Source organism: uncultured Sulfuricurvum sp. (assembly GCF_937936435.1).
Classification (GTDB): Bacteria; Campylobacterota; Campylobacteria; order Campylobacterales; family Sulfurimonadaceae; genus Sulfuricurvum.
The window spans coordinates 20,361-33,777 of the sequence record NZ_CALDDG010000112.1 but is presented as its reverse complement, the minus strand read 5'-3'; the positions used below and the strand labels follow the sequence as shown (position 1 = coordinate 33,777).

At 48.4% G+C, this 13,417-nt stretch carries 9 protein-coding genes; 8 read left to right on the top strand and 1 reads right to left on the bottom strand.

The window, feature by feature from the left end; translation table 11 throughout:
* Positions 1–470 precede the first annotated feature (470 nt).
* Genes Q0389_RS10635 through glgP form a run of 7 tightly spaced genes read left to right on the top strand, consistent with a single transcriptional unit; the run spans position 471 to position 10,848 of the window.
* Entirely contained in the window at positions 471–2,510 is a 2,040-nt protein-coding gene (locus Q0389_RS10635; RefSeq protein ID WP_298694047.1) for an alpha-amylase/4-alpha-glucanotransferase domain-containing protein, read from the top strand.
* Positions 2,503–3,519: a UTP--glucose-1-phosphate uridylyltransferase gene (locus Q0389_RS10630; RefSeq protein WP_298694045.1), complete on the top strand. Its 1,017-nt coding sequence runs from the start codon at positions 2,503–2,505 to the stop codon at positions 3,517–3,519. The genes Q0389_RS10635 and Q0389_RS10630 overlap by 8 nt, the downstream gene beginning before the upstream one ends.
* Positions 3,516–4,940, top strand: coding sequence for a glycogen synthase (locus Q0389_RS10625; protein WP_298694044.1), 1,425 nt, complete (start codon positions 3,516–3,518; stop codon positions 4,938–4,940). The genes Q0389_RS10630 and Q0389_RS10625 overlap by 4 nt, the downstream gene beginning before the upstream one ends.
* Positions 4,937–5,788, top strand: coding sequence for an ROK family protein (locus tag Q0389_RS10620; protein ID WP_298694042.1), 852 nt, complete (start codon positions 4,937–4,939; stop codon positions 5,786–5,788). The genes Q0389_RS10625 and Q0389_RS10620 overlap by 4 nt, the downstream gene beginning before the upstream one ends.
* Positions 5,776–7,257 (top strand): glycogen synthase, encoded by a 1,482-nt coding sequence (locus Q0389_RS10615; RefSeq protein WP_298694040.1) that lies wholly within the window; start codon positions 5,776–5,778, stop codon positions 7,255–7,257. Before Q0389_RS10620 ends, Q0389_RS10615 begins: the two co-directional genes overlap by 13 nt.
* Positions 7,242–9,221, top strand: coding sequence for a 1,4-alpha-glucan branching protein GlgB (gene glgB / locus Q0389_RS10610; protein WP_298694038.1), 1,980 nt, complete (start codon positions 7,242–7,244; stop codon positions 9,219–9,221). The genes Q0389_RS10615 and glgB overlap by 16 nt, the downstream gene beginning before the upstream one ends.
* Positions 9,208–10,848, top strand: coding sequence for an alpha-glucan family phosphorylase (gene glgP, locus Q0389_RS10605; protein ID WP_298694036.1), 1,641 nt, complete (start codon positions 9,208–9,210; stop codon positions 10,846–10,848). The genes glgB and glgP overlap by 14 nt, the downstream gene beginning before the upstream one ends.
* Positions 10,849–10,854: 6 nt before the next feature.
* On the opposite strand, the gene Q0389_RS10600 is transcribed toward glgP, so the two are convergent.
* Positions 10,855–12,057 (bottom strand): NAD(P)/FAD-dependent oxidoreductase, encoded by a 1,203-nt coding sequence (locus Q0389_RS10600; RefSeq protein ID WP_298694034.1) that lies wholly within the window; start codon positions 12,055–12,057, stop codon positions 10,855–10,857.
* Between the two features lie 132 nt (positions 12,058–12,189).
* On the opposite strand from Q0389_RS10600, the gene Q0389_RS10595 reads away from it, so the two are divergent.
* Positions 12,190–13,398: a phosphoglycerate kinase gene (locus Q0389_RS10595; RefSeq protein WP_298694032.1), complete on the top strand. Its 1,209-nt coding sequence runs from the start codon at positions 12,190–12,192 to the stop codon at positions 13,396–13,398.
* Positions 13,399–13,417 lie beyond the last annotated feature (19 nt).

Here is a 13,417-nt window from a genome sequence, read left to right as displayed (position 1 = left end):
CCACCGAGATCTACACTCTTTCCCTACACGACGCTCTTCCGATCTGGTGCCGGTGTCGTGGATGAGGGGAAATTTTATTCGACGATGGAGCGGGTGCGGGGCCCGATCCGTAAAATTTATTACGGGCATGATGACGACTCGGTTTTTTTGGCGTTTGACGGAGACGTGACCTCGTTAAAAACGCACAAGCTGGTCTTGCACGTTTTAGTAGAGGAAAACGCACGGCAATTTACGTTTGTCCTCAATGGATCGTTTGAAGACGAGAGTGTTCGGCTCTGTATCGACGAACGGGTCGAATTGGCGTTGAAACGTTCCGTTTTCGGCGGTTTGGGAAAAGCCCATATGCGTTTTGATATCGTTGAAGAGAATCATATTATTCAGACGCTTCCGGGATTTGGATCGCTACTTGTCGATATGGATGACAATTATGAAAATAACTGGTTTGTTTAATTTTAGGATAAGGCGAATAAATGGCTAAAACATCATTGTTGTTCGGAATTCATATGCATCAGCCCGTCGATAATTTTCGATGGGTGATCGATCATGCCGTAGAAGTGTGTTATAAACCTTTTTTCGAGGTTGCAAGCCAATATCCGCAATTTCGTTTCTCGCTTCATTGCAGCGGCTGGCTGATGGAACAGATTGCCCAGTTTCATCCCGAAGTCTATGCTTTGATCAAGACGCTTGTCGAGGGAGGCAGTATCGAACTCTTCGGAGCGGGATATTATGAACCGATCCTCAGTACGATTCCTTCACGTGACCGGATCGCTCAAATCGAGCGGCTGAACAAATCGATCCGATCGGGATTTTCACAAACGCCTAAAGGGGTCTGGCTGACGGAACGGGTGTGGGAGTCTTCCCTAATCCGCGATTTGTACCGATGCGGGATCGAATATACGGTAATGGACGATTATCACTTCCAATGCGCCGGATTTGACGAAGCGGTGTTGGACGGATATTACATGAGCGAGGAGGGGGGCGAAAAGCTGGGGCTTTTTCCGATCAGCAAAAAACTCCGTTATGCTTTGCCGTTTTTAAACGTCAACAAAGCGATCGAAGCGATCACCTCTTACTGTCGCGAAAACGATTCTGCAGCGATTATATTTGACGATGCGGAAAAATTCGGTATGTGGCCGGGGACGTATGAATGGGTTTATGAGAAAGGGTGGTTGGTTCGCTTTATCGAAGCGGTATTGGCCGATCCTTCCATCGAGCCGATGCATTACGGCGAGTATTTCCGGACGCGTCGGCCACGGGGGATCGCTTATCTGCCGAATACGTCGTATTATGAAATGGGGGAGTGGAGCCTGCGTGCGGACGATGCGCTCAAACTCGAAGAATTTAAACAGGAGATGGGACATCAGCGTTACGAAGAGGAGGGGGTGAAGTTTCTAAAAGGGGGGATATGGAAAAACTTTTTTGTCAAATACCCCGAGAGCAACCGCTTGCACAAACGGATGCTGGAACTCTCCGCACAACGAGAAACGGTAGGAGAGGGTGAATTTGATATTAACTTATATAAACTTCAGACGAACGATCCGTTGTGGCATGGTGTATTCGGCGGGCTTTATTTGCCGAATCTGCGTGACAATGCCTACCGCTATCTGATCCGGTGCGAAGATATCCGTTATCGGGGTAAGCAGGTCGTCGTATCGGATCAGAACGAACTCGACGGTTACGATAAAGTCAAAATCGTGGTGCCGAAGGTTATTTTTCGCTTCGATGCCGCGTATGGCGGGCAAATGGTGGAGTTTGACAGCCGTCAGGAATGTTTTAACTGGCAAAATACCCTTACGCGCCGTAAAGAGGCGTACCACCGCCAAATTCTTGAAGGCGGGAAAACTCAGGAAGCAAGAGCGGTAGAGGACGGGATCGACACGATTCACAATATGGCGGTCGAAATCGACGATTCGATCCGCGAAACGGTAATCTACGACTGGTATTTGAAAAATTCGTTTATCGATCACATAAGTGACGGGAGTTTTGATCTGCAGCGATTTAAACGGTGTGATTTCCGCGAGTACGGCGATTTTGCCAATCAGCCGTTTGAAGCAGGCTATACGCAGGAGAAGGTGACGTTTTCGCGTGATGGCGGTTTGTACTTTCCCGAAAAGGCTTTCGCCCGTTTAGAGAAGCATTACATCCCCTCAGTGGAAGGGATCGGATTTGAGATTACGTTTTCAACAGACGATGAGAGAGTATTGAACTATGTTTTGGAACATAATTTCCATTTTGCCGATTACAAAGCGTTACGTATCAACGGAGCGGATGCGGAAGAGGAGGGGATGTCGGTGCAAACCGATCGGCTTGAGATCATCGACGGCTATTTGAATAAGCGACTCTTGTTGCGCTTTTCTCAGCCGTGCGATATCTATTATTTTTCTCTTAAAACACTCTCTCAGAGCGAAAAAGGATTTGATCTGAGCACACAGGGGATCAGTTTCGCAGCGGTATTCGCATTTAGTAAAACGATCTCAATTCGAGGAGAACTAGAGGTATTCGATGTCTGAAATCCGTTATGACCGCTTACACGATACGCATGTTTTGATTGCACCGGAACGTATGCACCGCCCCGATTGCCCTGTACCGCTACAGGCAGACGAGACGACTCTTCCAAAATGTCCGTTTTGTGAAGGGAACGAATCGATGACGCCGCCCGAAATTTTTGCCCTGAGACAAGAGGGGAGTTTTCCGAACGAAGCCGGATGGAGAACCCGCGTTATTCCGAATCTTTACAAGGCGGTACAGATCGAAGCGGCGCACCAACACCATTCGGGGATGCTGGAGAGGTGGGAAGGATTCGGCGCACACGAAGTGATTATCGACACCGTGAGGCATTGTACGTCGATCAGCCAATGGAACGTGAACGAAGCGTGCGATTGGCTTAAAACACTTCGCGTCCGCGTTGCCGACTTGCGGCACGATGAGCGTATCGAATACATTTCGCTTTTCAAAAACGAGGGGTATCAGGCCGGCTCGACACAAACGCATGCCCATACGCAGTTGATCGCGTTGCCGATGGTCCCGAAGCAGATAAACGATTATTATCTCCAATGTTTCGAACACTATAAAGCGACGGGGAAATCGCTGATGGGTTCGTTGATCGATCAAGAAGAGCATACAATGGAGCGAATCGTTTCTCAGGAAGGGGATTTCACCCTTTTTTGTCCGTATGCCAGCGCCTATCCTTTTGAGATGATTATCAGTTCAAAACAACCTCACGGTCAAATCGATACCCTAAACGATACGGCGATTGAAGCCGTGTCGGCCTTGTTGCTGCGCGCGGTTAAAAAACTCGATAATCAACTGGGATGCAGTCAGTTTAATCTATGGATCGCGACTCCGCCGCTTAAAGGGAAACATGATTTTTCCGCACCTTTGGATGAAGCATTTCGGTTTTCGATACGGATTATGCCCCGTATTTATCGTTACGGCGGATTTGAATCGGGAAGCGGGATGATGATAAACCCCGTTTCTCCCGAACTGGCCGCATCATTACTCAAAGGAGAGCAAGTATGAATCCCTCACGAGTCCTTTTCGCAGCGAGCGAAGTGTATCCGTTTGCCAAAAGCGGCGGTTTGGCCGATGTCACCTACAGTCTGCCGCGGGCGTTAGGGCAAGCGCATGAGATGTGCGTCGTAATGCCTTTGTACCGATTCATCGACCGATCGGCATTCGGAATCCTTCCCCTGAATCGGAGTTTTTCGGTTCGGATGGGTGTAGAGGAGTATCCGATCGAGTTGTTCGGATGTACGATGGCAGGGGTCGAATATCGGTTCGTTTATTCACCTGTATTGTGCGAGCGGGAGTTTCTCTACGGTCCTCCCGAATCAGGCTATGAAGACAATGCAATCCGTTTCGGTATCTTTGCATACGCGATTGTCGAGCTTTTGAGACAAGAGCCGTTTGCGATTGCCCATCTCAACGACTGGCAGAGCGCGTTAGCCGCATTGTTGATCGATCAGGAGCCGCAGATCGCGACAAAAGTATTGTATACGATTCACAATCTTGCGTATCAGGGGACGTTTGATCCTTCCATGCTGGAAAAATTGGGGATCGATCCGAAATTTTTTACGATGGACGGTTTGGAATTTTACGGCGCTATCAATTTTATGAAAGCGGGGATCGCTTACGCCGATACGGTGACGACCGTCAGTCCTACCTATGCCAAAGAGATTATGGGCGAAGCGTTCGGATGCGGCTTGGAAGGATTTATCCGTCATCACCGCGCTAAGCTGCACGGTATTCTTAACGGAATCGACGACGAACATTTTGCGCCGGAGAGTGATAGCGCGTTGAGTATTCCTTATCGCGATCTTAAAGGGAAGGCTGTCAACAAATCGGCATTGTTAAAAGAGTGCGCTTTAAAAGGAACTAAAAAACCTCTGTTCGTTTTTATCGGACGGTTTACATGGCAAAAAGGGATGGATATCCTGATCCAAAATCTTGAGAAAATAGCGCTTTATGAATGCAATATCGTGATATTGGGAGACGGAGAAAAAGAATATCACGATGCGCTTGCCCTGATAGCTAAACAACATGCGAATATTGCTTTGTCGTTCGGATACGATGAATCATTTGCCCATCGTGTGTATGCCGCCGCCGATTTTCTTTTGATGCCCTCATTATACGAACCGTGTGGGCTCAATCAACTGATCGCTATGCGATACGGGGCATTGCCGCTGGTACATGCTGTCGGAGGATTGGCCGATACGGTGTTTGCGCCGAAAGAGGAAACATTGCTTGAAGGGCAGGGGTACGGGATTGTGTATCACCGTTCGAGCGATCGGGCATTTATGAGCGCATTCGGGCGTGCGATAGAGCTGTTTGGCGATAAAAAGCGTTACAGCGCAATCGCCAAACACAATATGCAATGCGATTTCTCCTGGAATGAAAGTGCTAAAATTTATAGCGCATTGTATGAGACATTGATCGGATGAGAAAACTGTTCATCGACATCGGCGGGACGCATCTGCGAAGCGAACTTATTGATGAAACAGAGAGCTTTAGTGAAATATGCAGTTCCAAAGAAGTTCCTTTGATGGCTTATGTCGAAGAAAAACTGGCACGATATGACGATATCGGTTTTGTAGGTATTGCGTATGCGGGACAGGTGCATGAGGGGGTTATTCTTTCTGCTCCCAATATTGCCGTCGATGAGCCGCAGATCAAAAAAACGGTTGCAGAGCGCTACGGTGTCCGGCTGGAGATCGATAACGATCTTAATTGTGCACTTTTAGCCGAAGCAAATGAGTGGAATGTCCAGAATATGGCGGCACTGTATGTCGGAACGGGGATCGGGGCGGCGGTGATGGAGAAGGGGAAAGTGATACGGGGAAGCCGAAATCTCGCGTTTGAGATCGGGCATATCCCCTATCGTCAAACGCCGTTTACCTGCGGATGCGGCAGGAATAATTGCATTGAACTGTTTGCTTCAGGATCGGGCATAGCCAAACAACTTTATCCCTATAATGAAAATAGACGGATCGATTTGAGCATGCTCAGCCGTTCCCAGATCGAAAACGAACGGCGTGTAGCCGAAGAGTTCGAGACGGCACTTGTTCACGCCGCAGGGACGCTGGTGACTCTTGCCAATCCTGAGCTTATTGTCCTGGGAGGTGGTATAATAGAGCACAATCCTTATCTGCTTGAGCGGTTACGGGAAAAGATAGCTTCGTATGCATTGGGTGCATCGCTGGAGAGGCTTCGTATTGAGCGGAGCCGCTTGGAGAATGCCCCGTTAAGCGGAGCAAAATTGCTCGAAAAAGAGGAAACATGGAACCATTGAAAATTCTCGTCGCGGCATCCGAAGCCGTTCCGTTCGCTAAAAGCGGCGGACTTGCCGATGTCGTCGGTGCTTTGCCGAAGGCACTTCGGGCTTTGGGGCACGATGTACGCGTCATCATTCCGAGATATTATGTCGTCGATAGGGAAAAATACGGCCTCAAACGTCTCGACGGTGCGCTGGGTGTCGGTATGGGAATCATGGGGGAAATATGGTGTGCGGTGTATGAGGGAGTCATACCGGGCAGTGACGTCCCCGTCTATTTCATCGAGCATGAAGGGTATTTCGGGCGAAAAGGGTTCTATGACGAAGAGGGGATGAGCTATACCGACAACGACAACCGTTTCGTCTTTTTCTCCAAAGCGGTGATGCAGCTGGCAAAAAAACTCCGTTTTCATCCCGATGTGATCCATACAAACGACTGGCATACGGCCGCTATTCCCGTATTGCTGAACACGACCTACGCCTTCGATCCCGATTTCGAGAATACGGGATCGTTATTGACAATCCATAATCTCCAGCATCAGGGGAAGTTTTACAAAGGGGTTATGGATGTTCTCGGTGTTGGATGGGATCATTTTACGGCGCATGAGCTGGAAGAGTACGACGGGGTGAATCTCCTCAAGGGGGGAATAGTCCATGCCGATGCGATCAATGCCGTCAGTCAAAAATACGCTGACGAGATTTGTACATCGGAATACGGTTGGGGGCTTGAACGTCTGATCGGTGAAAAAAGGTATAAGCTTCACGGTATCCTAAACGGGATCGACTACGATGAATGGAGTCCTGCGGAAGATATCTATATCGCGCAACGCTACGATACCGATTCATTGGAAGGGAAAGAACTCTGCAAAAATGATTTACAGCGCGAAGTAGGGCTTCCTGAGCGAAACGACGTTCCGTTGATCGGGTTTGTAGGACGTCTGGTCGAGCAAAAAGGGATCGAGATGATCGCTCATGCGATATGGCGACTCATGAGCTGGGATATTCAAATCGTCATGCTGGGGACAGGCGAAAAATGGGCGGAACACTATTTCAGCGATATTGCGGCCAAGTATCCGGATAAGTTTCGTTGCATCATCGGCTATCGCAACGATCTGGCCCATAAGATCGAAGCGGGAAGCGATCTGTTTTTGATGCCTTCCTTGTTCGAGCCTTGCGGACTGAACCAAATTTACAGTCTCCGTTACGGAACACTGCCGGTCGTACGTGCGACGGGAGGATTGGACGATACGATCGAAAATTATCATAATGATGGCCGAAACGGAACCGGATTTAAATTTTACGATGCCACATCGGACGCTTTGCTGGGGACGCTTGCCTGGGCAGTCGACGTATGGTACAACGATAAAAAAGGGCTCGAAGCGTTGCGCCAAAACGGAATGCGTCAGCGCTTTAGCTGGGAAGTAGCGGCAAAGTACGAGAGTCTTTATCGCCGTATCGTCGAAGGACGCTTATGCAGCCGATATTAGGAGAGACGATGTACCCGATCTATTATGATGTGAGCCGTTTGGATGAAACCGATATCTATTTATTCAAACAAGGAACTCATATTAAGTTATATGAAAAACTGGGTTCCCATCCTATGAAACGGGGCGAAGATGAAGGTTTTTATTTCGCGGTATGGGCTCCCAACGCTGCCAGTGTCAGCGTTCGGGGTGATTTTAACCATTACAGCGTCGATGCGCATCCTCTCCGTTTGCGTACGGACGATTCGGGGATTTGGGAGGGGTTTATTGCCGGAGTTCCTCTAGGACTCACCTATAAATACCATGTCGTTTCCCGCTTTCACGGCATTGTTCATGATAAAAGCGATCCGTTCGGTTTTTATGCCGAAAAACCCTCCAATTCCGCTTCACGCCTCTGGAATCTCGATTATGAATGGAACGATGAGGGGTGGATGCGCGAGCGTTACCGATACAACTCTCATAATGCTCCGATCAGCGTTTACGAAGTGCATTTGGGCTCATGGCGCCGAAAAGTCGAAGAAGAGAACCGCTATCTGACCTATACCGAACTCGCCGATGAACTGGTCGATTATCTCAAAGCGATGAATTATACCCACGTCGAATTTATGCCTCTGACCGAATACCCGTACTTTGGTTCGTGGGGCTATCAGGTCGTAGGATATTTCGCCGCGACGGCCCGTTTCGGAGAACCGCAGGAACTGATGGCGTTGATTGACCGGTTGCATCAAAACGGAATCGGCGTGATTATGGACTGGGTGCCGTCGCATTTTGCCGTCGATATGCACGGATTGATCAATTTTGACGGAACGGCGCTATACGAGCATGCCGACCCCAGACAGGGATTTCATCCGGAATGGGGAAGTATCATTTTCAATTACGGACGTAACGAAGTACGGGCTTTTTTGATCAGCTCGGCGATGTTTTGGTGCGATAAGTATCATATCGACGGTATCCGTGTCGATGCCGTCGCGTCGATGCTTTATCTGAATTATGCCCGTAAAGAGGGGGAATGGATCGCTAACATTTTCGGCGGAAATGAAAATCTCGAGGCGATCGATTTTCTGCGCAAACTCAATGAACATGTTTACGGCGAGTTCAGCGATGTGATGATGATTGCCGAAGAATCGACCGCCTTTCCGATGGTGACCCGTCCTACGAGCGGCGGAGGGCTTGGATTCGGATTTAAATGGAATATGGGGTGGATGCACGATTCGCTTAAATACATGAGCTACGATCCGATTTACCGTCAGCACCACCATCATCAGCTCACGTTCAGTATGTGGTATGCGTTTGACGAGAACTTTATGCTTCCGCTGAGCCATGATGAAGTGGTACATATCAAAGGATCGCTGATTAACAAAATGCCGGGAGATCAGGAACATCAGTTTGCCAATCTTCGCTCGCTGTACGCTTATATGACGGCGCATCCGGGGAAAAAACTTCTCTTTATGGGGGGCGAGATCGCTCAATACGCCGAATGGAATTTCAAGCAAAGTCTCGATTGGCATCTGCTCGAATATCCTTTGCATGCCAAACTTCAGAAAATGGTGAGCGATTTGAATCGCTTGTACCGTGAAGAGCGGGCCCTTTATCTCTATGACAACGAACGTGAAGGGTTCGAGTGGATAGAGCAGGGGGATTATCAGCACAATTGCATCAGTTTTATGCGTAAAAGTGATATCCTTGAGGAAACGGTTTACGTCCTATGCAATTTCGCCGATGCGACACGGGAATTTTATCGATTAGGTGTCCCTTATGAGGGGATGTATGAAGAGATATTCAATTCACAGTCATCCCATTATGCGGGGTGGAATATCGGCAATACCGGGCCGTTGGAAGCGCACCGGGAGCCGATGCACGGGCGGGAATATTCGATTACCCTCACCCTGCCGCCGCTTGGGGTGGTTTTTTTGAAACGAAAGAGTAATTTATCTGAACACAAGAGAGAGACAAATGGTTTTGAATGATTATGAGTTTGACCCGAAATATTCTAAAAGCGTTGCTTATTTTTCGATGGAGTTTGCTATCCATCAGGCGTTGAAAATCTATTCAGGAGGTCTCGGATTTTTGGCGGGATCGCACATGCGAAGTGCGTACGACCTTCGTCAAAATATTCTCGGCGTCGGGATATTATGGAGCTATGGCTATTACGATCAGACTCGTAGCGAAGATCGGAGCCTCCGAGCCGAGTTTATCCGTAAACACTACTATTTTCTTGAAGACCTAGGCGTGCAGGCGACGGTGAATATCCATTCGCAGGATGTTCATATCAAAGCGCTCTATCTTCCGCCCGACGTGTTCAGCTCTGCACCGTTGATTTTATTGACGACCGATATCCCGGAAAACGACTTTTTAGCGCGAACCATCACCCATAAATTGTACGATGCCAATGAGGAGACCCGTATCTCTCAGGAGATCGTTTTGGGGATCGGCGGGGTAAAAGTACTTGAAGCGTTGAAACAAAAAATCGATATTTATCACATGAACGAGGGGCACGCTCTGCCGTTGGTGTACGAGCTTTATTCCAAATACCGTGATATGGAAATTGTCAAATCAAAAGTGGTCTTTACGACCCATACGCCTGAAGATGCCGGAAATGAACAGCATAATATCTATCTGCTCCATAAATTCGGTTTCTTCAACGGATTGGATTTAGAAACGGTTCGCTCTATCACTATGGTGAGCGATGACACGTTCAATCTTACGGTGGGAGCTTTGCGTTCGTCGAAAATTACCAATGCCGTCTCCAAATTCCACGGTGAAGTGGCGAATCGTATGTGGCAGGATTGCGAAGGAAGGTCGGAGATCATCTACATCACCAATGCCCAAAACCGCCGTTACTGGACCGATAAAGGGATGCTTTCGGCATTGGACGAGCATGAAGACTATGCTTTGGTCGGACGTAAGAAACACCTCAAACGTCTGTTGTTCAACGTTGTCGCCGATCAGACCGGAAAAGTGCTCGATCCGGATGTCTTGACGATCGTTTGGGCGCGCCGTTTTGCAGAATACAAGCGCCCGGGTCTGCTCAAATACGATTTCCAACGTTTCAAAAAGCTCCTTGAGTCGACGGAACGGCCGATTCAGGTGATTTGGGCGGGGAAACCCTATCCCTTCGATACCAATGCGGTCAATGCGTTTAACGAACTGATCCATATTAGCCATGGTTTTAAAAACATGGCGGTTTTGGTCGGATATGAGCTGGATCTCTCTGCGATCTTGAAAAAAGGGAGCGACGTATGGCTCAATACACCGCGTGTTTCCAGAGAAGCGAGCGGTACGAGCGGCATGACGGCGAGCATGAACGGATCGATTCACTTTTCGACCGAAGACGGTTGGCATCCCGAGTTCGCAAAACACGGCGTCAACTCGTTTACGATTCATACCCTCGATCACAGTAAACCGACGGAAGTCCAGGATTACGAAGATAATAAAAATATGATGGATATTCTCGAGAACGAGATCATCCCGATGTATTACGATAAGCCGGAGCAATGGACGCAGATGATGAAGACGGCGATGCGCGACGTAATCCCTGCTTTTGATTCAGGGCGTATGGTGCATGAATACTACACCAAAATGTACGGCTGCTAAGAAGTTTTAGCGCCGACGATGAAAGTTCTCATATCCGTTTCTCAAATATTTTAAGAGGGGAAAACGGTAGCGAAAAAAGACAAACTGCTTGATCAGATATCCCAATAGCCCTTTGAGCGCGATTTTTCCGTACAGATCCCCGACGGCATAGTATCCCCCCAACGCAATTAGCGTACCGTCGAGTTCGGGATAAACAGGTTCGGGTTTTCGGCATGATAGCAGATGTAGAGCGTTACGTGCGGCTCCGATACCGCTGGTCTTAGCCGTAGTGACGTTCGGAATGCAGAGTTCACCTTTTTTATCGCGTATTTCCGCAGAATCCCCTGTGACAAAGACTTCGGGATATCGCTGTGTTTGAAGAAACTCATTGACGATGATTTGCCCTTTTTTGTTTTTTTCCAGATCGAGTGCCGAAGTGATATTGGAAGCTTCAATTCCTCCCGCGTAGATAACGAATGAATAGCGGATTTTATTGCCGTTATCGAGATAAACAAACTCCTCATCCGCCTTTTGCATATGGGTTCGGGTGATGATCTCCACGCCGAGATCTTTGAGGCGTTTTTGGGAGAGGGCGATGATTTTTTCCCGCATCCCCGGCAAGATGGTAGATGAACCGCTGATCAGGGTAATCTTCATATTCGAGCAGGCAAATAGTCCCCTGCGAAAAAACCGGTTGCCGTAATGGGCCATTTCCGCCGCGATTTCGACACCGCTGAGCCCTGCACCGACGATAACGATGTCGGTCGGTTCGCATGAACGCCCCTCCAATACGATTTTATTGAAAATTTCCGTTTCGTAGCTTTGCTTGAAAAAGAGGGCTTTATGGAGTTTCTTAATATCATTGGTCTTGGCGATTCCCTCGATATTAAGGGGGAAGGCGGTGCGTGATCCGGTAGCGAGGATCAAATAATCGTACGGGACGATCTCTTTCTCTTCGGTATGAATCTTTTTCGCCTCGAAATCGATCCCTATGACCCGAAGCGGTTGAAACCGCATATTGGGGTGACCGAATCCCTGACAGAGATTGAACAGATCGATCGTGACGTCGGCCAGTGTCGATTCGTTGGCAATGAGGTCGTATACTTGCGGCTGAAGATAGTGGTAAGAGTGCTTATCGATCATAAGGATTTCGATATCGCGGTTTTTAGCGAGTTCGCGCAGTGCGTGAATGCCGGCAAAACCGCCGCCGATGATGACAATGCGTTTCATAATGCACCTTTTACGCGAATAGAAAAATATCATAGGTGTATTTGATTACAGGTATAATACAATGGCTACAGTGTAACGTTAATGTAATAAAAAGAGATTAAATTAATCTAAAATTGTGAAAAGGGGTAGAGCGTGACCAGTAATATTCTGATGATGAGCGGTGTAAAAAGCCTCAAAGAGGTTGACGTAACCGGGAAAAAAGTGTTGATTCGGGTCGATTTCAACGTTCCGATGGATTCTCATAATAACATATCCGACGACAGCCGCATCCGTGCCGCGCTTCCGACGATCAATTACTGTATCGATCATAATGCCTGCTCTATTACCCTTGTCAGCCATTTGGGACGGCCGAAAGGGGCATATGACGAGCGTTTTAGCCTGAAACATGTCCAAAAGCGTCTGGAACGTTTATTGGGCAAGAGGGTCGAATTCGTCAATGATTTGGAAGTGTTGAAATCTGAGATGAATCAATGCTCTACGGAGCGGGTATTTTTGCTCGAAAACATCCGTTTTTACGAGGGAGAGAAAAAAAACGATCCCGTTCTCTCCAAACAGCTGGGCGATTTGTGCGATGTCTATGTCAATGATGCTTTTGGAACATCCCACCGCAAACACGCTTCGACCTACGGGATTACCGAGTTCGTCGGAACCAAAGTCGCCGGATTTTTGATGATGCGGGAGATCGAAGCATTCAGCAAAGCGCTCGAACATCCGATCCGTCCGATCGCATTGGTCGTCGGAGGAGCCAAAATATCGTCTAAGATTACCTTGCTAAGCGCCGTCATTCCCAAAATCGATAAGCTGATCATCGGCGGTGCGATGAGCAATACGTTTTTGCAGGCACTCGGCTACGATATGCGAGGATCGCTTTATGAAGCGGAGTTTTTGCAAACAGCCAAAGAAGTTTTGGAAACGGCAAAAGCGCACGGAGTCAATGTTTATCTTCCGGTGGATGCCGTGATCACCGATTCGATCGAGCATCCCGTCGATGTCAAAGTCGTTCCGGCACAGGATGTCTTGGAAGGGTTTATGGCGGTCGATATCGGTCCTGCATCGGTGAAGCTTTTTTCAGAGGCGATAGAGCTTTCCAATACGATCATCTGGAACGGACCGATGGGAATTTACGAAGTGAGCCAGTTTTCGAAAGGGACGTATAAAATCGCGGGTATCATCGGCGATTCGTATGCGTACAGCATTGTCGGCGGCGGAGATACGGCGGATGCGGTCGAAAAAGCGGGAGAGAAAGAGAATATCAGTTTTATTTCGACCGGAGGGGGAGCCAGTCTTGAGCTGTTGGAGGGAAAAATTCTTCCGGGGTTTGAACGGCTCGATCGCCGATGAATTACAACAGAGTTGGGTG

Bases quoted from the DNA above. Each gene is read 5' to 3' on its own strand.
- Q0389_RS10635 (WP_298694047.1), top strand. From the start codon at position 471: ATGGCTAAAACATCATTGTTGTTCGGAATTCATATGCATCAGCCCGTC.
- Q0389_RS10630 (WP_298694045.1), top strand. From the start codon at position 2,503: ATGTCTGAAATCCGTTATGACCGCTTACACGATACGCATGTTTTGATT.
- Q0389_RS10625 (WP_298694044.1), top strand. From the start codon at position 3,516: ATGAATCCCTCACGAGTCCTTTTCGCAGCGAGCGAAGTGTATCCGTTT.
- Q0389_RS10620 (WP_298694042.1), top strand. From the start codon at position 4,937: ATGAGAAAACTGTTCATCGACATCGGCGGGACGCATCTGCGAAGCGAA.
- Q0389_RS10615 (WP_298694040.1), top strand. From the start codon at position 5,776: ATGGAACCATTGAAAATTCTCGTCGCGGCATCCGAAGCCGTTCCGTTC.
- glgB (WP_298694038.1), top strand. From the start codon at position 7,242: ATGCAGCCGATATTAGGAGAGACGATGTACCCGATCTATTATGATGTG.
- glgP (WP_298694036.1), top strand. From the start codon at position 9,208: ATGGTTTTGAATGATTATGAGTTTGACCCGAAATATTCTAAAAGCGTT.
- Q0389_RS10600 (WP_298694034.1), bottom strand. From the start codon at position 12,057: ATGAAACGCATTGTCATCATCGGCGGCGGTTTTGCCGGCATTCACGCA.